Raw genomic sequence first — 19569 nt, forward strand, 5'->3', positions numbered from 1 at the left:
ATTTGACTCTAATGCATTATAAACACCAAAAACGCTGTGAAAAACCACTTTGTTTAAAATTTAAACATTCGATACTTTTAACTTTTTTATAGCTATTCATAATCAAATATCGATTTTTAATGCTAAATATTGTTGATTTTTGGTTTTTTATTTTAAAACAATGAATAAATCCCCCTTTTTTCATAGCATTAGATTATGCGATGAATATCACCATCAAAAAATGAAAATCGATAAAAAGTCGTGCATTTCTCATTGACAAAACGCTGCTCAATATTTAGTCTCCGCACACTTTTTGTCCACTTGCGTTCGCTATTTTCGTAAATAGCGCTGTTACAGACCGGATAATTTCCGGAAAAAACAACAGGCAAGTGATTAAGAAAGCAGACATTTGATTTGAGCAACAGCGGCCTGCCCTCAGGCATCTGTTAGGTCTTTAGACGTACGACTGCATCGGATTATTTGGTTGTGAGTGGTTATGACAAAGAGAAGCAAAATCATCGCAGAAAACGATCTGGCCGATGTAAGGCCTTACGACCTTACCAGCCCAGAGCACCGCATCGGAGCCGTTCTGGCAACCATTGACAACGTATGCAAACAGTTCGAAACCCTGGCTAAGCAGGCATTCCAACATATTCTGCGTTGTCCGGTTGAATTTACGTATCAGCAACAACACACCGAGACGCTTCAGGATCACCTGAAAGCCATGGGTGAACAGTCACTTTATCGTGAATTTACGGTGTCACCACACCACTTCAATGGGGTACTGGTCATTGAGAAAGAATTGCAGTTTCTCTTGGTAGATTTGTTTTTTGGTGGCAAAGGGATTGTCAAGGCACGCACAACCATCAGTGATACTGAATGGCGCATGATGGCGCGTTTCTTTGGTCAAATGCTGGACCAATACGCCATCGCCTGGCAATCCGTTTCACCCTGGCAATGTCAGTTGCAGCCCAAAGAGAATCTGGACCTTGAAAATACGCGGCAAGACAGCCAGCTGCATCAGATCTGCCGGTTCACGATGAATGTCTGTGGTCATCAGGGTTGGATTGATATCAGCTTGCCACTCAACGGGCTGGATTTTCTTCGCCACCGGCACGCCACAGATGACGATGCGGCGACAGCCCCTGAGTTGCAACACATTGTCAACGCAACATTGAAAAAGGCACCAATACGCCTGTTAAGCACGCTTTGCGAACGCCAATTATCACTTGGAGACATCATGGCACTGAAAGTCGGTGATGTGATCCCGGTCGAGCTACCCGGTGAAGTGGTTGTTCGGGCAGGAAGGACACCTTTGTTTACGGCCAAGGTCGCTGAACAGAATGCGACTCTCGTGCTTCAAGTGCAAAACGTAATTGAACAGTAGTTAAGAGCATCATGACTGACTTAAATAACGATTTGAATCTGGATCTCAATGACCTTGATCTGGGTGGCCCGAGTTCAGACGCTCCCGCTCCCGTCAGCAGCAACGACATGCGTTTTATTCGCAACATTCCTGTCAATCTGACATTGGAAGTGGCGAGCACCGAACTTAAGGTGGGCGATCTGATGAATATCAACGTCGGCTCGGTGATAGAGCTGGATAAGCTCAGTGGCGAACCGATGGATGTACGTGTAAACGGCACACTGCTCGGTCACGCAGAAGTGGTGGTCGTGAATAACAAATATGGCTTGCGCCTGGTGAACGTTGTCGATGAAAAAGACATGCTGAGAGGATTGGCCAATTGATGCAACAGAAGCCTCTGTTCATTATTTTCTTTTTGTTGTTCAGCTTGCCCGCATTTGGGCAGGACTTGCCTGTGCTCACCGTAACAGGCCCAGACGGTACGGAAGAATACAGCGTGAAGATGCAGATTTTCCTGCTCATGACCATGCTGAGCTTCCTGCCAGCCATGCTCTTAATGGTCACCAGCTTTACGCGGATCATTATTGTGCTGGGTATTTTACGCCAAGCCATTGGCTTGCAACAAAGCCCGCCCAACACCGTGTTGGTCGGCATTGCGCTTATTCTCACGCTGTTTACGATGCGTCCGGTGTTAACCGACATCCATGAGAATGCCGTCAAGCCTTATCAAAATGGGACGCTCTCGCTGCAACAAGCCGTCTCCGTGGCGGAAAAGCCGCTTAAGGCCTTTATGCTGCAACAGACGCGTGAAACGGATCTTGACCAAATTCTGCGGATCGCAAACGAACCACCGCATCAAGCCGGTGAAGACATCGACTTGCTGTTACTGATGCCTGCGTTTGTACTGAGTGAACTTAAAACCGCCTTTCAGATCGGTTTTATGTTGTTTGTGCCGTTCCTCATCATCGACATCGTTGTTTCCAGCGTGTTGATGGCGATGGGGATGATGATGCTGTCACCACTGATCATTTCATTGCCATTCAAGCTGATGATTTTTGTGATGGTCGATGGTTGGAGCATGTTGGTTGGTACCCTTACTGCGAGTTTCGGATAATGATGGGATCTGAATTTGTCTCGGCGTTTTTTGGTGACGCCCTGTTCATGATTGTCAGTATGGTTTGTGTCCTTATCCTGCCAGGCCTTCTGGTTGGCCTGGTGGTGAGCATTTTTCAGGCTGCCACGCAAATCAACGAACAAACGTTGAGTTTTTTGCCACGTCTTTTGGTCACGCTCGCGATGCTGGGTTTTGCCGGACCATGGATGATGCGCACTTTCAGCGATCTTTTCGCTCGCCTGTTTCAAGACATTCCCCACCTTATTGGGTAACCCATGTACACGCTCACTGACGCCCAGGTCATGGCGTGGTTTGGTCAGATCTGGTGGCCGTTTCTTCGGATCGGTGCCTTTTTGACCATGATGCCCATCTTTGGTGGAATGAATATTCCCGTGCAAGTGCGGATCGGTTTGACGTGGTTGATTGCCGCCATTGCCGCGCCCTTGATGCCGCCTATGCCAGAGGTTGAACCTTTGTCATTGCAAGCCGCATTGTTGTCAGCGAAAGAAATTCTCATCGGCGGCATTATGGCGTTTGTGCTGGAGTTGCTATTCTCTGTTTTTATGACGCTCGGCCAAATTCTTTCCACTCAGATGGGATTGGGGATGGCGATGATGAATGACCCCGTCAATGGCGTCAGTATTGCGTCTATCGGTAAGTTCTATCAGCTTTTTGCGATTTTGCTGTTTCTTGCTCTCGATGGTCACCTCATCGCATTAGAGGTAATCGTAACGAGTTTCGATATCTGGCAAGTCGGTGAAACAATGAGTCAAATGGCGCTCAAAACCGTATTCATGCAGTTTAGCTGGATGATAGGCGCAGCTTTGCTACTGTCCTTGCCCGCGATGATCGCTATGCTACTCGTGAATATTGCTTTCGGTGTCATGAACCGTGCCGCGCCGCAGTTGAATGTTTTTGCGCTGGGCTTTCCCATGACCTTGCTGCTGGGTCTCGCATGCCTGTTTCTGACCATGTCGGGCATTCCACATAACTTTGCCAATTTTTGTGGTGAGATTCTGACCCTGATGACGCACTTGGAGGGCTGATAATATGAGCGATAGCAGTGCCCAGGACAAAACGGAACGCCCCAGTGAACAGAAAATTCGCAAGGCGCGCGAGGAGGGTAATCTCCCACGCTCCAGGGAATTGGTCACGGCGTTAATGATGGTTGCCAGCGCACTGCTGCTCAGTGCCTTTTCATCCGCAATACATCATACGATTGTTTCCGTGTCTGAAATGACACTGAATATCGACAAGGACACGATTTTCTCTCCAGATAAAATGGGCGAACTTCTGTGGCAAAGTGCCATTTTGGCTACACAAGCCTTGGCACCCTTATTTGCGCTGATCATGCTGGTTTCGATCGGCGCAAATCTGCTTCGGGGTGGCTGGAATATATCGACCAAAGCCATGATGCCCAAGTTGTCGAAACTGAATCCCTTATCCGGTATCAAGCGTATTTTCTCTGCCAACTCTTTGGTTGAGCTGATTAAAAGCATATTGAAAGTCACCTTTATTGGTGGCGCGCTCTATTGGCTTATTAATCACTACCTAAATGAAATCATTGCCCTTCAGCACACCCGCCTCAGTGCGGCTATTCCCGCTTTCCTGGACTTATTATGGACGGGCTTGTTTGTCTATGGCCTGGTGCTTTTATTTATCGCGGTGCTGGAAATGCCCTACTCTTCTTATGAATACATCAAAAAGCTGAAGATGACGAAACAAGAGGTAAAAGAAGAGCACAAAAACACAGAAGGCCGACCGGAAATCAAAGCGCGTATACGACAGCTCCAGCGCCAGATGTCACAACGTGCATTTGCCAAAACGGTACCGACAGCCGACGTGATTATTACCAACCCAACCCATTATGCGGTCGCGTTGAAATATGATCTCAGCAAAGCTAACGCACCGTTTGTGATTGCAAAAGGTGTCGATCAGGCGGCGCTGCAAATCCGACAAATTGCGCAACAACACGGTTTACCGGTCGTTGAGGTACCGCCTCTTGCCCGCGCGGTGTATTACTCTACCAATGAATGGCAAGAAATCCCGGCACAACTGTATGTCGCTGTTGCCCATGTACTGAACTATGTCTTCCAGTTGGATCAATACAAGAAAGGCAGACAGAGTAACCGGCCTACGTTTCCTACAGTGGTTGTCCCTGAAGAACTTCGACGATAAGCGGTGATCATGAAAACGAAATTTGCCTCTATCAATCAAGTAGTAGCCAAAGGAAAACTGGGGATCCCTCTCCTGCTGATGACCATTCTGGCGATGGTGATGCTGCCCATGCCGCCTTTCTTGCTGGATATCCTGTTCACGTTCAACATTGTGCTGGCATTGATAGTCATGCTGGTCGCCGTTTACAGCAAAAAACCGCTCGATTTCTCTGTGTTCCCCAGCATTTTACTTGTTGCCACCCTGTTGCGTCTGGCACTGAACGTGGCCTCAACCCGTGTTGTATTGTTGCATGGCCATGAAGGTGGCGATGCCGCCGGTAAGGTGATCCAGGCGTTTGGTGATGTCGTTATCGGCGGTAACTACGTGGTCGGTATGGTGGTGTTCGTTATTTTAATGATCATCAACTTCGTTGTGGTCACCAAAGGGGGCGAACGCATTTCCGAAGTGAGTGCACGCTTTACACTTGATGCCATGCCCGGCAAGCAGATGGCGATTGATGCAGACCTCAATGCCGGCATTATCGATCATCTGGAAGCCAAAGCACGACGTGAAACCATTGCCACCGAAGCCGATTTCTATGGTTCGATGGACGGTGCATCGAAGTTTGTCCGGGGCGATGCCATCGCCGGGATGTTGATCCTGTTCATCAACATCATCGGCGGTATCGCGATCGGTGTGTTCTCTTACGGTTTAGACTTTTCCTCCGCGTTCAAAACCTACGCCCTGTTAACCATTGGTGATGGTCTGGTTGCGCAAATCCCATCCCTTTTGCTTGCCACCGCCTCTGCGATCATTGTGACCCGGGTGAGTGATGCGTCAGACCTTTCCGGTCAAATTTCGCGTCAGATGCTGGCCTCTCCCGTTGTTATCTTAGTGGTAGCAGGCATTATGGTGGTGCTCGGCCTGATTCCTGGTATGCCACACCTTGCCTTTTTAAGCTTCGCTGCCGTGCTGGGCCTGGTCGGCTGGAAATTGCAACAACGGACGGAAAGTCCGCAAGTCGCGGAAGATCTGGCCCGTGCTGAGGCCCTGGTTGAAGCCGCTCCTATTGCACAAGAACACCACGAAATCAGTGCCAGTGATATTCCGCGCGTCCATGCGATAACACTGAGTGTCGGATACCGGTTGGTGAACCTTATCGACCGTCGTCAGGGTGCAGAGCTGCTTAATCGGCTGGCAGGCATTCGTAAAACCCTGTCAGAAAAACGTGGCTTTGTGATCCCACAGATTCATGTCCGTGATGATTTAGGGTTGGAGCCAAATGAGTATCAAATCGCAGTACGCGATGCGAACGTGGAAAAAGTGGAGCTGGAACTGGACCACCTGCTGGCGATCAACCCAGGTCAGGTATTCGGCGAGGTCGATGGCATTTTAACCCGCGACCCGGCTTACAATATGGAAGCCGTCTGGATAAAAACGGCCAACAAAGACAAAGCCATCAACCTGGGGTATACCGTCGTTGACCATGCCACTATCATCTCGACACATATCAGCAAAATCTTCAACGAGTATGTTGATGAGATTATCGGGCCCGATGAAGTAGAAAGCGTGATGAATCGGCTGAGCCAGTTGAACACGCGTCTTGCCGACGATTTACGACAGAAACTGACACCACAACAATTGCTGCGCGTATTCCGCCAACTGGCCGTAGATGGCGTGTCACTGAACGATATCGTGACCATCGCAAACGCCCTGGTGGAATCGTCAGAATTGTCAAAAGACCCCATCTTTCTTGCCGCCGACATTCGCTGTGCACTGCGTCGAAATATTCTCAGTGCGCTAGTCGGCACGGCACGGGAAGTGGCGGCAATTACCCTCTCTGGTGAATTAGAAAACATGCTATTGGACGCGCTCAGTCAGGCACAGGCCAGTGGACACGTTCAGTTGGATGGCTTTGCACTGGAACCCAGCCTGATCGATAAGCTGCAACGCAGCCTGCCTGACGTATTGGATTCCATGCGCATCAATGGCCATCCCCCTATTTTATTGGTCATGCCGCAGTTACGCCCATTGCTGGCCCGCTACGCACGCGTCTGTGCGCGAGGGCTTTACGTACTCTCGTTTAACGAAATTCCCGATGACAGAAATGTGTCTGTTGTTGGCAACATGGGCTGATAACACACCATCACCCAACATGCGGTATGCTTTCTAACACCACAGGAAAGCGTGAGAAAAGCACGCAACGCAGTCAAGGTGGATTTTTTTTAGCGGGCGTTCATGGTAACCTGCGCGCCCTTTCATCTCACAGTGATCATGACCATGAGCCAAGGTACGCTTTATATCGTTTCAGCGCCCAGCGGTGCCGGTAAATCAAGCCTGATTTCGGCCCTGCTGAAAGACAATCCCCGTTATGACATGAAAGTGTCTGTGTCCCATACCACCCGCGCAGCACGCCCGGGAGAGGAAAACGGCGTTCACTACCATTTCGTGTCTGTTGACGAATTTAAAGCGCTGATCGAGAAAAATGCGTTCCTGGAGTATGCCGAGGTGTTCGGTAACTTCTATGGCACATCACGCCTGTGGATTGAAGACATGCTGGCAAAAGGTATCGACATTTTCCTCGATATTGACTGGCAAGGCGCCCAGCAAATCCGCGAGAAAATGCCCAATGCAAAAAGCATCTTCATTCTGCCGCCAAGCCGTGAAGAGCTTGAACGTCGCCTGAATGCGCGTGGTCAGGATACCGATGAGGTCATCGCAAAACGGATGGAAGAGGCCCGCTCCGAGATCTCCCACTATAACGAATATGATTACGTTATCGTAAATGACGATTTCGATGTGGCCCTGATGGACATGAAAGCTATCCTTCGCGCCGAGCGGATGAAACAAGACAAGCAATACAGTCGTCATCACGATATGATTGACAGACTACTGGAGCAATAAAGCGCGCTGACAGCAAAAGATGTTTGTTGTTTAGGCCAGTTCGCTTTTGTATAATTTTCGGTCATTTTGATTTTATTACTTACTGGAGTTCTTCATGGCACGCGTAACCGTTCAAGACGCTGTTGAAAAAATTGGCAACCGTTTCGACCTAGTATTGGTAGCAGCTCGCCGCGCACGCCAAATGCAAACTGGTGGTAAAGACGCACTGGTTCAGGAAGAGAATGACAAGCAAACTGTTATCGCTCTGCGTGAAATTGAGGAAGGCCTGATCACCAAAGAGATCCTGGATGCCCGTGAGCGTCAAGAGCAACAAGAACAGGAAGCAGCAGAAATGGCTGCTGTCAGCACCATCACAGGAACTCTTCGCTAATCTAACGTCAGGGAAGCAGGCAGATTGTATCTCTTTGATAGCCTGAAAGAAGTCGCTGCACAATATTTGCCGGAGCCTCACCTTGAGGCACTCCGGCAAGCGTATTTGGTCGCACGAGATGCCCACGAAGGGCAAACCCGCTCAAGCGGTGAACCCTATATCATCCACCCTATCGCTGTTGCCCGTATCCTTGCGGAAATGCGTCTCGACCACGAAACCCTGATGGCAGCCCTGCTGCATGACGTGATTGAAGACACCGAAGTCACCAAAGAAGACCTGCAACAGCGTTTTGGCGATACCGTCGCCGATTTGGTGGATGGCGTCTCCAAGCTTGATAAACTCAAATTCCGCGATCGTCAGGAAGCGCAGGCGGAGAACTTCCGCAAAATGATCATGGCCATGGCCCATGATATCCGCGTTATCCTGATCAAACTCGCTGACCGCACACACAATATGCGCACGCTGGGCGCACTGCGTCCGGACAAACGTCGCCGTATCGCCCGCGAAACCCTTGAGATTTTCTCCCCGCTGGCACACCGGCTGGGTATCCACAATATCAAGGTGGAACTGGAAGAGCTCGGCTTTGAGGCCCTCTACCCCAACCGCTACCGCGTGTTGCGTGAAGTGGTGATCCAGGCGCGTGGCAACCGCAAAGAGATGATCCAGAAAATCCACGCCGAAATTGAAGGCCGCCTCCAGGATGCGGGCATCAATGCCAAGGTGCTGGGCCGTGAGAAGAACCTCTACTCCATCTACAACAAGATGAAGAATAAAGAGCAGCGCTTCCACACCATCATGGATCTCTATGCCTTCCGGGTGATTGTCGACACGGTCGATACCTGCTACCGGGTGCTGGGGCAGATGCATAACCTGTACAAGCCACGCCCGGGCCGGATGAAAGATTACATCGCGGTGCCGAAAGCGAACGGCTACCAGTCCCTGCACACGTCCATGATTGGCCCCCACGGCGTACCGGTGGAAGTGCAAATCCGTACCGAAGACATGGATCAGATGGCGGACAAAGGAGTCGCGGCACACTGGGCATACAAAGACGGTGCCGAGCGCGCCAGTGGTGGTGGCACAACCGCACAGGTCCGGGCCCAGCGCTGGATGCAGAGCCTGCTGGAGCTCCAGCAAAGTGCCGGCAGCTCATTTGAGTTTATCGAGAGCGTGAAATCAGACCTGTTCCCCGACGAACTGTTTGTCTTTACGCCGAAAGGACGCATTGTCGAATTGCCGGTCGGTGCGACGGCAGTGGACTTCGCCTATGCAGTACATACCGATGTGGGCAACTCCTGTGTCGGAGCCCGGGTGAACCGCCAGTCTTACCCGCTCAGCCAGCCGCTGAAAAACGGCCAGACCATCGAGATCATCACCGCCCCCGGAGCACGCCCCAATGCTGCCTGGCTGAATTATGTGGTGACCTCGCGGGCACGTACCAAGATTCGCCAGGTGTTGAAAACCAAGCGTCGCGAAGAATCCATTATCCTTGGCCGTCGCCTGCTCAACCATGCCCTGGGTGAAAAGAACATTCAGGACATTGAGCAGGAGAACATCGACAAGGTTCTGGTGGATCTGAAACTCGACACCATCAACGACCTGCTGGCTGCTATTGGTCTGGGTGAATTGATGAGTGTGGTGATCGCCAAGCGCCTGCTGGGTGATGCAGACAGCCTGGAAGAGCAAGGCGGATGCCTGCCTATCCGGGGCGCTGAAGGCATCCTGCTGACCTATGCCAACTGCTGCCGCCCTATTCCAGGCGATCATATCGTCGGTCACGTCAGTCCGGGCAAAGGTCTGGTTATCCATCGCGAAGAGTGTGCCAACATCCGCGGTTACAGTCAGGAGCCGGATAAATATATGCCCGTGGAATGGGGCGCCGATATCGATCAGGACTTTGCTACCGCATTGCGTATCGATATGCACAACCACCAGGGTGCACTGGCAGACCTGACCAATGCCATCGCGGCCACAGGCTCAAATATCCAGGGCCTGACCACCGAAGAGCGCGACGGCCGCCTGTACACGATTTACGTTAAGCTAACGACCAAAAACCGCGTACACCTGGCCAATATCATGCGCCGCCTCCGGATCATGCCGAATGTGGTGAAAGTGGTCCGACGAAAAAACTGACCTGAGCGTCCTCGATCAACCAAAGCGCCCGCTGATGCGGGCGTTTTTATAAACGGGAAACACATGACACCAGAACGTTTTGCACGCATTCATGAGGTACTGGCCACCCGCCAGCCCGACCTGACAGTGTGCATGGAAGAAGTCCACAAGCCGAACAATATCTCTGCCATTATCCGCACGGCGGACGCCGTAGGCATTCATCAGGTTCACGCTGTCTGGCCGAAAAACAGCAAGATGCGCACTTTAGGCGGCACCTCTGCCGGCGCCCGCAACTGGGTGGATGTTGTCACCCATGACAACACGCCGGACGCCTTTGCTGCCCTAAAAGCCAAAGGGATGCAGATCCTGGTCACCAACCTGTCCGAGACCGCGGTAGACTTTCGTGAGATTGATTACACCAAACCGACCGCCATTGTGATGGGGCAGGAGAAAACCGGGATCAGCCAACAAGCGCTGGCACTGGCCGATCAGGACATCATCATTCCCATGGTAGGTATGGTACAGTCACTCAATGTCTCGGTCGCCAGTGCATTGATTCTTTACGAAGCACAGCGCCAGCGCCAGAATGCCGGTATGTACCAGCGCACCCGTACCCTGATCCCACAGGCGGAGGTTGACCGGATCCTTTTTGAACGGGGTCATCCGGTGCTGGCAAAAGTGGCCAGGCGCAAAGGCCTGCCTTACCCGGCGCTCGATGACGAAGGTCAAATTGTGGCAGACCCAACCTGGTGGGCCAGCATGCAGGCCGCCAAGTAATTTCAATGCAAATGCAGGAGAGATGAGACCGCCATGCGCGCTTCAATGTTAGATGCCGTCCCCGTCACCTCATTGACCGGCGTGGGCGGGAAAATGGCCGAAAAACTGGAAAAGCTCGGACTGTTTACCGTGCAGGACCTGCTGTTCCATCTCCCCTACCGCTACGAAGACCGTACCCGTGTCTGGCCCATCATGAGCCTGATGCCCGGGCAACATGCCACCGTAGAAGGAGAAGTGGTCAGCAACAACACAGTATTTGGCCGCCGCCGGATGCTGACGGTGAAAATCACCGACGGCAACGGTTCACTGACCCTGCGCTTTTTCAACTTCAACGCGGCAATGAAAAACAGCCTCGAACAGGGCAAACGCGTCAAAGCCTATGGTGAAATCAAACGCGGTCAGAGCGGCCTTGAAATCATCCATCCGGAATACAAAGTCTTCTCAGAGCCCACCGAGCTTACACTGGAAGAGACCCTGACACCGGTTTACCCGACCACAGAAGGCCTGCGCCAGCTCACGCTCCGTAACCTCACCAGCCAAGCACTCGCACTGCTTGATGGCGCAGCTGTACAGGAATTGCTGCCGGAAGGCTTGTACGACAGGCAAATCACTCTGCGTGATGCCCTGAAGATCCTGCACCGTCCTACGCCGGATATTTCTGTCGCCCAGTTGGAAAAGGGCGAGCACCCGGCGCAGAAGCGCCTGATCCTGGAAGAGCTTTTAGCCCAAAACCTGTCCATGCTCGCCGTTCGCAGCAAGTTGCAGCAAGATCCGACATTTTCGCTACCGCCTTCGACTGAATTAAAACCAAAATTGCTTGCCTCACTGCCCTTCTCGCCAACCGGCGCGCAATCCCGCGTAGTGGCGGATATCGAACGCGACATGGGGCTGAATAAACCCATGATGCGGCTGGTGCAGGGCGATGTCGGCTCAGGCAAAACCCTGGTGGCTGCGCTCGCGGCCTTGCAGGCGATTGAGCAAGGTTATCAGGTCGCCCTGATGGCCCCGACCGAACTGCTTGCCGAACAACACGCCATAAACTTCGCCAATTGGCTGGAGCCACTGGGCATTTCCGTCGGCTGGCTGGCGGGTAAACTGACCGGAAAGGCCAAAGAAGCCCAGCTTGCCAGTATTGCCAGCGGTGAGGCCAAAATGGTAGTCGGCACCCATGCCCTGTTCCAGAAGCAGGTGGAGTTCGACAAGCTGGCACTGGTGATCATTGACGAACAGCACCGCTTTGGTGTCCACCAGCGCCTTGAACTGCGCGAAAAGGGCATGAAGCAGGGCATTCACCCGCACCAGCTCATCATGACCGCCACACCAATCCCCCGTACGCTGGCAATGACCGCCTATGCCGATCTGGACACCTCCATTATCGACGAACTGCCGCCGGGCCGTACCCCGATCCAGACCGTTGCTGTACCCGATACCCGCCGCATCGACATCATCAACCGTGTCCACGCCGCCTGCATCGGGGAAGGGCGGCAGGCGTACTGGGTCTGCACCCTGATTGATGAATCTGAAGTACTGGAAGCGCAGGCCGCCGCAGACACCGCCGATGATTTGGCCCGTGCCCTGCCCGATCTGAAAATTGGTCTGGTGCATGGCCGGATGAAAGCGGCCGAAAAACAGGCAGTAATGCAGGCATTTAAAGCCGGGGAGCTTCACCTTCTGGTGGCCACGACGGTGATTGAAGTCGGCGTAGATGTGCCCAATGCCAGCCTGATGATCATCGAAAACCCGGAGCGTCTGGGGCTTGCCCAGCTTCACCAGCTTCGTGGCCGGGTTGGCCGGGGCTCGGTGGCCAGTCACTGTGTGCTGTTGTACCACGCGCCACTGTCAAAAACCGCTACCCAGCGCCTTGGCGTGTTACGTGAAAGCAGCGACGGCTTTGTGATTGCCCAGCGCGATCTGGAAATCCGGGGACCCGGCGAGCTGCTGGGCACCAAACAAACGGGGATAGCAGAGTTTAAGATTGCAGATCTGGTACGTGATCAGAAACTGATCCCGGAAGTACAGAAACTGGCACTTTACCTGCACCAACATTACCCGGAGAACGCCAAAGCCATCATCACACGTTGGCTTGGCAGCAAAGACAAATACAGCAATGCATAAGGGCGGTCTCCCGCCCTTTCATTTTCATTATAAACCCGGTTCCGGTGTTACCCCTCATCCCAGTATTGCATCACCAGCGCCATCACTTCCGATTTGCTGTAACCCACCTCTCTGGCATCAGCAATCAGGGTGTTCAGCGTGGGCTTGATAAACCTGAACCTGTCTTCCATCCTGCCCTGTAAACCCTGACGGGCGACAATCATGCCGACACCGCGTTTACGCTCCAGCCAGCCTTCTTTTTCCATCTTCTGGTAGCAACGGGAAATCGTCATCGGATTGATATTGAGCGTTGTAGCCAGCTTTCTGACAGACGTCAGTTTCTCACCGGGGATCAGCGTACCCGCCACAATCTGACGCTGGATTTGCGTCATCAGCTGACGGAACTTTGGCGACGGATCATGTGGGTCGATAACGATCTTCATATTGGATCTCTGCTGTATCGGCGTTTTATTACAGTATTAGCAGAAGGCTCAAATATGAGACAGTTTTATGCGTTATCTTTCATATCAAAAAAGAAAAGTGCAGGACAAACCCGCACTTTTTCTGGGAAGGTTTACAGACGTTTCCGTCCTTGCCGCTTGGTCACTGGCAATACGATTTGGGCCCGCAAACCGCCTTGTGAACGTTCACTGAGCTTTAACGCGCCATTATGCTGCTCAACAATGCGCTTGACGATAGCAAGGCCAAGGCCCGTACCTTCAGAGCCACGCGCGGTGTCACCACGGGTAAAAGGCTGCATCACAGTCTCAACCTGATCAGCGGCAATCCCGGGACCGTTATCTTCCACCGCTATCCATTGGTGGCGGCGATCTGCCGAGGTTCCGGTACTGATTTTCACCCAGCCATTACCATAACGCACCGCATTGACCACCAGATTGGTCACCGCACGGCGGATAGCCACTTCGTTGGCCTCAAGGTTCCCTACCAACTCGCCTTTCACCACTTCAAGCTCGTGCCCGGTTGCACCATCAGCCACCGAGACATCTTCTGCCACCAGATTCAGGTCAATCTCACTCATGTCCTGAAGCTGTACTGAGCGCAGGTAATCCATAAACTGATTGATGATCTCGTTACACTCCTCGGTGTCCTTAATCATGCTCTCGGCCAGATAACTGTCTTGCGGAGACATCATTTCTGTCGCCAGGCGGATACGGGTCAGTGGCGTTCGCAGATCATGGCTGACACCGGCCATCAGCAGCGCTCTGTCTTCCTCAAGCTTACGAATACCGTCACTCATCTGGTTAAACGCCCTGGTCACCGCGCGGATATCAGAGGCTCCGCACTCCGGCACAGGAGGGGGAAACTTGCCATGTCCTACTTCCAGCGCTGCCTTTTCCAGCACCGCCAGTGGACGGTTCTGCACCTTGATAAACATCCATCCCCCGCCAATCACCAGCAGGGCGATAAACATCGAATAGAAGAACAGGGGCTGGAAATCATCCTGGTGCAATTCAGACAGCGGGATACGCATGACATACCCCGGAAACGCCGCACTCTCAAGCCAGAGCACATAATTTTTCGATTCCAGACTGATACGGGCTTCCGTCGGGGCATTGAGTTTTTCCGACATGTCGGCGCTCAGGTAATCCACTTCCGCCGCATGCCGGAATTCCTCCATCATCACAGGATCAGCATCATCATGCATGGTCACACCCAGCTTTTCTAACAGCTGGCGACGCAGCCCTTCATCGAGGTGGTATACCTTGCCATCCGACAGTGTCATGTCCCCGTTCAGCATCACCTGGATTTCATGGGCAAGGATTTTGTTGAACTGCTTGATACTCGGCAGCAGGGCGTAATTCAGTATGGTGAGGTAGGAGAAAATCTGGCTGGCAATCAGAAGGCCAGCCATCACCACGAGTGTACGGGCAAAGTTACTGCGTGGGGAGAAGCGCATGGATTAGGCTTCTCCATCCGGTACGAATACATAGCCCAGCCCCCATACCGTCTGGATGTAACGGGGTTTGCTGGGATCTTCTTCAATCATGCGGCGAAGTCGCGAGATTTGCACGTCAATGGAACGCTCCATAGCAGAATACTCACGGCCACGGGCCATGTTCATCAGCTTATCGCGTGACATCGGCTCTCGGGCGTTGGTGACCAGGGCTTTCAGCACCGCAAACTCGCCGGACGTCAGGGTCAGTGGCTCATCGTTACGGAACATTTCACGGGTGCCGAGGTTTAAGCGAAACTGACCAAACTCCACCACTTTCTCTTCACTGGCCGGCGCCCCGGGTGCTTCAACCGTCTGGCGGCGTAAAACGGCACGGATACGCGCAAGCAACTCACGCGGATTGAACGGTTTAGGCAGGTAATCGTCCGCGCCGACTTCCAGACCGACAATACGGTCAATCTCATCGCCTTTGGCGGTGAGCATCAGGATAGGCAACTGATTATTGGCCTGGCGCAGGCGGCGGCAAATGGACAGGCCATCTTCGCCCGGCAACATCAAATCCAGCACCATCAGGTGGAAATTCTCGCGGGAGAGCAAACGGTCCATCTGCTCGGCATTCGCCACACTGCGCACCTGAAAACCTTGCTCAGACAAATAACGCTCAAGCAGCGAGCGCAGACGCATATCGTCGTCAACAACCAGGATCTTATGATTATCTTGCATGCCTTACCTTTCTCTCCGGAGGGTGGGAATGCCACCAATATTAACGCTGATATAAGACACCAGACTATGACACGATGGGAAGAAAAACTGTTACCAGTTGTAACCCCGACCTAAAAATTCACTGTGTTTTTCATGCTTCAACGTAACGCTGCAAGGCGCGATGACTTTAATCATGGCAGCAAAGCGGTTATAACTCTTGCCAGAAAGCCACGATAGCACTCGGAAAGCAGAATGAAAAAAACCGATTTGGTTACCCGAGAAGGTTATAACAAACTCAAACAAGAGCTCGATTACCTCTGGAACGAGCGCCGGCCAGAAATCACAAAAATTGTGTCCTGGGCTGCCAGTCTTGGCGACCGCTCTGAAAATGCCGACTACACCTACAATAAACGTCTGCTGCGTGAAATCGACCGCCGCGTCCGCTATCTCAGAAAGCGTCTCGAAGTGTTGCGCGTGATTGACTATAGTCCACAACAGGACGGCAAGGTGTTTTTCGGCGCCTGGGTCGATGTCGAAAACGACGACGGCGACACCCTTTCTTTCCGCATTGTCGGCCCGGACGAAATTTACGGCCGCAAAGACTATATTTCTATCGACAGCCCGATGGCCCGCGCCCTGATCAAAAAAGAAGTCGACGACGAAGCCGTGGTCGCCACCCCTGAAGGGCCAAAAGTCTGGTACGTAAACCGTATCCGCTACCAACAAGACGAACAGTAACGTCATGCCCTGGCGTGACAGTGAATCAAAGGAATACCATGACAACCTCTATCTACCAACAAATTGCCACTGAGCTCAATGTACGTGACGCACAGGTAGTGGCTGCCGTTAACCTGCTGGATGACGGCAATACCGTGCCGTTTATCGCCCGCTACCGTAAAGAAGTGACGAACGGCCTTGATGACACCCAACTGCGTACTCTGGAATCACGTCTCAGCTACCTGCGTGAACTGGAAGATCGCCGCCAGGTGATCCTGAAATCGATTGATGAGCAGGGTAAGCTCACCGACGCGCTGAAAAAGGATATTCTCGACGCCGACAGCAAAAACCGGCTGGAAGATTTGTATCTGCCCTACAAACCCAAGCGCCGCACCAAAGGCCAGATTGCCATTGAAGCGGGCATTGAACCGCTGGCAACCCTGCTTTGGGAGCACCCCGACCACGATCCGGAAACCGAAGCGGCCAACTATCTGAATGAAGAAGCAGGCTTTGCAGATACCAAAGCCGTGCTGGATGGCGCGCGCGCTATCCTGATGGAGCAGTTCGCCGAAGATGCAGCCCTGCTGGATAAAGTCCGCCGCCATTTAAACCAGAACGCCGAAATCCAGTCCCGTGTCGTGGCAGGCAAAGAGGAAGAAGGCGCGAAGTTTAAAGATTATTTCGCCCATGATGAACGGCTCAGCAAAGTGCCCTCGCACCGCGCCCTCGCCATGTTCCGCGGCCGTAATGAAGGTATCCTGCAACTCTCACTCAATGCTGACCCAGGTCAGGATGAAAAATCCACCGGCTCTTATTGTGAAACCCTTATCTGTGATCACTATGGCGTGAAACTGGGTACCGCCCCCGCCGATCGCTGGCGCAAACAGGTAGTGAGCTTTGCATGGCGCATCAAAATCCTAATGCACATGGAAACTGAGCTGATGGGCAACCTGCGTGAAAGCGCGGAAAATGATGCCATCAAGGTGTTTGCCGACAACCTGAAAGACTTACTGATGGCTGCCCCGGCAGGTCCGCGCTGCACCCTTGGCATCGACCCGGGTCTGCGCACCGGCTGTAAAGTCGCAGTGGTTGACGCGACCGGTAAGCTGCTGGACACCGCCACTATCTATCCTACCCCGCCACAGAACAAGATTGCCGAATCTGCCCGCGTGGTGATGGCGCTGATCAAAAAGCACAAGGTGGATTTGATTGCGATTGGCAACGGCACTGCATCCCGTGAAACCGATGCCTTCGTCGCCGCGATGCTCAAAGACGCGGGCGAAAAAATCCAGACGGTGATGGTCAGTGAAGCTGGCGCATCCGTCTATTCAGCCTCAGAGCTTGCTGCCGCCGAATTCCCGGATCTCGATGTCTCACTGCGGGGCGCAGTATCTATTGCCCGCCGTCTGCAAGACCCGCTGGCAGAACTGGTAAAAATTGATCCGAAATCTATCGGTGTTGGCCAGTACCAACACGATGTCAGCCAGACTCAGCTTGCCAAGCGTCTGGATGCAGTGGTGGAAGACTGCGTCAACGCCGTGGGCGTTGACGTGAATAGTGCCTCGGCGGCGCTGTTAACCCGTGTAGCCGGTCTTTCGACTACCATGGCGGCAAACATTGTGGCGTTCCGCAATGAAAACGGCCGCTTTGAAGATCGCAAAACCTTGCTGAAAGTGCCGCGTCTGGGGCCGAAAGCCTTTGAGCAGTGCGCAGGCTTTTTGCGCGTCATGAATGGCAAAAATCCACTCGACGGATCTGCGGTGCACCCGGAAGCCTATCCAGTGGTGAAACGCATTGCGGAGAAATCCGGCAAAGCGGTTGATGCCATGATTGGCAACCACGATTTCCTGCGCACATTGAACGCGGCAGACTACGCCGATGACACCTTTGGCATCCCGACTGTCACCGACATTCTGGCGGAACTTGCCAAGCCGGGCCGCGACCCACGCCCGGAATTTAAAACCGCGACGTTTGCCGAGGGCGTGAATGAAGTGAAAGACCTGATCCCCGGCATGGTGCTGGAAGGCGTGATCACCAACGTCACCAATTTCGGCGCCTTTGTCGATGTAGGCGTTCACCAGGATGGTCTGGTTCACATCTCAGCCCTGTCCGACAAATTTATCTCTGATCCCCGCGACGTGGTCAAAGCCGGTGATGTGGTGAAAGTGAAGGTGATGGAAGTTGACTTGCAGCGCAAGCGCATTGGGCTGTCTATGCGCCTGAGCGATGAGCCGGGCACGGACAGCAAGCCTGTGCGTGAATCGCGTCCACGCAATCAGGATCGCAACGCCAACGGCAATGGCCGTCGTGACAACCACCATAGCGCGCAACCGTCTGGCTTCGGCGGCGCCTTCGCCGATGCCTTTGCCAACGCCAAGCGCCGCTGAGCCCCTGTCTCACCCAAACCAAAACAGCGCCCGTCGAGGCGCTGTTTTTGTCTCTGGGTTTTACCCCTAAATCACAATCAGGACTTCCGACGGCAGGTTAGCGACCGTTGATTGCTGGTAACGCATCGCCACCACCGCACCGGTACGTTGCGAGGCTTTGAGCTGTTCGATTTTATCCAGCACTTCCTTGGGCAACTTGATACGCATCGCATAACCATTGTCATCCGGGGGCGCATAAGAGGCACCTGCCAGCATGGCAGAAAACTGGCTCAGGGCTTCATGCGCCGCCAGTCCATTATCACCGAAGTGATGAGGATTTTGCTGGGCAATATCCGTGTAATCCGGGTGCTCGGAGGGATCCCATGATGGCTTGCGAAGTTGTTTCTCTTCCTGAGAGACCGCTTTTTCTTCGGCGCTGGCACTGGCTTGGCGTGGAGGGACAATTTTTTCACGCACACGATTATCCCGCGCAACTTGCTCCGTTGGCGGGTTTACTGACGGTACGACAGCAGGGATGCTGACGTTTGCGGGCGAAATGTTCATGCCAATGTTTACTCCGAACATTGACCGAAGGCGAACCGCCTGCGTGCATGAGCGGGGAATCCCCGCCTATGCGCGTGCTATATCTCTATAGCGAAACTAAACCAATACAGCGATCAATCCACCAATGGTCCCGAGTGCGGAAAGCACCTGACCGGCAGAATACGCCATATCGTCGTTGTTTTTCACCTCTTCAGGGTGGTCCATACCGAGCGCCCCATAAGTGAAAGATTCAACGCTAGACGAAGGTTTGCCCTCGGCTTCCGTTGCTTGGTTAACAGCCTTACCGTCAGCCACCTCCTTGGCGGCTTGTGCATAAGACTGCTTGGTAGCCTCAGCAGCTTGCGCTTCATTCGCCTTTGCAGTCTGGTTTGGCTGCATCGGTTTAGCGTAAGCGTGCTGGGAATACCCAACGTTACCTATATTCATTATGGT

The 19569-nt window shown here is 52.9% G+C and carries 19 protein-coding genes; 14 read left to right on the forward strand and 5 right to left on the reverse strand.

Features of this window, described 5'->3' with window-relative positions:
• Positions 1–475: 475 nt before the first annotated feature.
• The 12 genes from VHA_RS02750 (at position 476) to recG (ending at position 12894) form a co-directional block, all read left to right on the forward strand.
• Complete coding sequence (locus tag VHA_RS02750) at positions 476–1366, forward strand: FliM/FliN family flagellar motor switch protein (RefSeq protein WP_005501599.1); 891 nt, start codon at positions 476–478, stop codon at positions 1364–1366.
• An 11-nt stretch (positions 1367–1377) separates the two neighbouring features.
• The gene (fliN, locus tag VHA_RS02755; RefSeq protein ID WP_005501601.1) at positions 1378–1728 is read left to right on the forward strand and encodes a flagellar motor switch protein FliN; all 351 of its coding nucleotides are present in this window, start codon (positions 1378–1380) and stop codon (positions 1726–1728) included.
• Positions 1728–2459, forward strand: coding sequence for a flagellar type III secretion system pore protein FliP (fliP, locus tag VHA_RS02760; RefSeq protein ID WP_005501604.1), 732 nt, complete (start codon positions 1728–1730; stop codon positions 2457–2459). Before fliN ends, fliP begins: the two co-directional genes overlap by 1 nt.
• A gap of 2 nt (positions 2460–2461) precedes the next feature.
• A complete protein-coding gene (gene fliQ, locus VHA_RS02765; protein ID WP_005501606.1) occupies positions 2462–2731 on the forward strand; it encodes a flagellar biosynthesis protein FliQ in 270 nt (89 codons plus the stop codon).
• A gap of 3 nt (positions 2732–2734) precedes the next feature.
• Complete coding sequence (fliR, locus tag VHA_RS02770; protein WP_005501609.1) at positions 2735–3505, forward strand: flagellar biosynthetic protein FliR; 771 nt, start codon at positions 2735–2737, stop codon at positions 3503–3505.
• A gap of 4 nt (positions 3506–3509) precedes the next feature.
• Positions 3510–4637 carry a flagellar biosynthesis protein FlhB gene (gene flhB / locus VHA_RS02775; RefSeq protein ID WP_005501610.1) on the forward strand — a complete coding sequence of 376 codons (1128 nt, stop codon included), beginning with the start codon at positions 3510–3512 and terminating at the stop codon, positions 4635–4637.
• A gap of 9 nt (positions 4638–4646) precedes the next feature.
• A complete protein-coding gene (gene flhA / locus VHA_RS02780; RefSeq protein WP_005501612.1) occupies positions 4647–6752 on the forward strand; it encodes a flagellar biosynthesis protein FlhA in 2106 nt (701 codons plus the stop codon).
• Between the two features lie 144 nt (positions 6753–6896).
• Positions 6897–7520, forward strand: coding sequence for a guanylate kinase (gene gmk, locus VHA_RS02785; RefSeq protein ID WP_040528105.1), 624 nt, complete (start codon positions 6897–6899; stop codon positions 7518–7520).
• 94 nt (positions 7521–7614) lie between these two features.
• Positions 7615–7890 carry a DNA-directed RNA polymerase subunit omega gene (gene rpoZ, locus VHA_RS02790; RefSeq protein WP_005501616.1) on the forward strand — a complete coding sequence of 92 codons (276 nt, stop codon included), beginning with the start codon at positions 7615–7617 and terminating at the stop codon, positions 7888–7890.
• Positions 7891–7914: 24 nt separating this feature from the next.
• On the forward strand, positions 7915–10023 hold the full coding sequence (gene spoT / locus VHA_RS02795) for a bifunctional GTP diphosphokinase/guanosine-3',5'-bis pyrophosphate 3'-pyrophosphohydrolase (protein ID WP_005501618.1): 2109 nt from the start codon (positions 7915–7917) through the stop codon (positions 10021–10023).
• A 63-nt stretch (positions 10024–10086) separates the two neighbouring features.
• A complete protein-coding gene (trmH, locus tag VHA_RS02800) occupies positions 10087–10779 on the forward strand; it encodes a tRNA (guanosine(18)-2'-O)-methyltransferase TrmH (RefSeq protein ID WP_005501620.1) in 693 nt (230 codons plus the stop codon).
• A gap of 33 nt (positions 10780–10812) precedes the next feature.
• A complete protein-coding gene (gene recG / locus VHA_RS02805) occupies positions 10813–12894 on the forward strand; it encodes an ATP-dependent DNA helicase RecG (RefSeq protein WP_005501622.1) in 2082 nt (693 codons plus the stop codon).
• Between the two features lie 47 nt (positions 12895–12941).
• On the opposite strand, the gene VHA_RS02810 is transcribed toward recG, so the two are convergent.
• The 3 genes from VHA_RS02810 to ompR all read right to left on the reverse strand — a co-directional run bounded on the left by VHA_RS02810 (position 12942) and on the right by ompR (position 15511).
• On the reverse strand, positions 12942–13316 hold the full coding sequence (locus VHA_RS02810) for a GntR family transcriptional regulator (protein WP_005501624.1): 375 nt from the start codon (positions 13314–13316) through the stop codon (positions 12942–12944).
• 131 nt (positions 13317–13447) lie between these two features.
• Positions 13448–14791, reverse strand: coding sequence for a two-component system sensor histidine kinase EnvZ (gene envZ / locus VHA_RS02815; RefSeq protein ID WP_005501626.1), 1344 nt, complete (start codon positions 14789–14791; stop codon positions 13448–13450).
• Positions 14792–14794: 3 nt separating this feature from the next.
• Complete coding sequence (ompR, locus tag VHA_RS02820) at positions 14795–15511, reverse strand: osmolarity response regulator transcription factor OmpR (RefSeq protein ID WP_005501628.1); 717 nt, start codon at positions 15509–15511, stop codon at positions 14795–14797.
• Between the two features lie 231 nt (positions 15512–15742).
• Between ompR and greB the strand changes: the two genes are divergently transcribed.
• Entirely contained in the window at positions 15743–16228 is a 486-nt protein-coding gene (greB, locus tag VHA_RS02825) for a transcription elongation factor GreB (protein ID WP_005501634.1), read from the forward strand.
• A 38-nt stretch (positions 16229–16266) separates the two neighbouring features.
• Positions 16267–18594 (forward strand): Tex family protein, encoded by a 2328-nt coding sequence (locus VHA_RS02830; protein ID WP_005501635.1) that lies wholly within the window; start codon positions 16267–16269, stop codon positions 18592–18594.
• 66 nt (positions 18595–18660) lie between these two features.
• Here the strand turns inward: VHA_RS02830 and VHA_RS02835 are convergent, their stop codons facing one another.
• Positions 18661–19158 (reverse strand): hypothetical protein, encoded by a 498-nt coding sequence (locus VHA_RS02835; protein WP_040528056.1) that lies wholly within the window; start codon positions 19156–19158, stop codon positions 18661–18663.
• A gap of 75 nt (positions 19159–19233) precedes the next feature.
• Positions 19234–19563, reverse strand: coding sequence for a hypothetical protein (locus VHA_RS02840; RefSeq protein WP_005501637.1), 330 nt, complete (start codon positions 19561–19563; stop codon positions 19234–19236).
• Between the last annotated feature and the right edge of the window lie 6 nt (positions 19564–19569).

The sequence above is a fragment of the Grimontia hollisae CIP 101886 genome, from assembly GCF_000176515.1.
Classification (GTDB): domain Bacteria; phylum Pseudomonadota; class Gammaproteobacteria; order Enterobacterales; family Vibrionaceae; genus Enterovibrio; species Enterovibrio hollisae.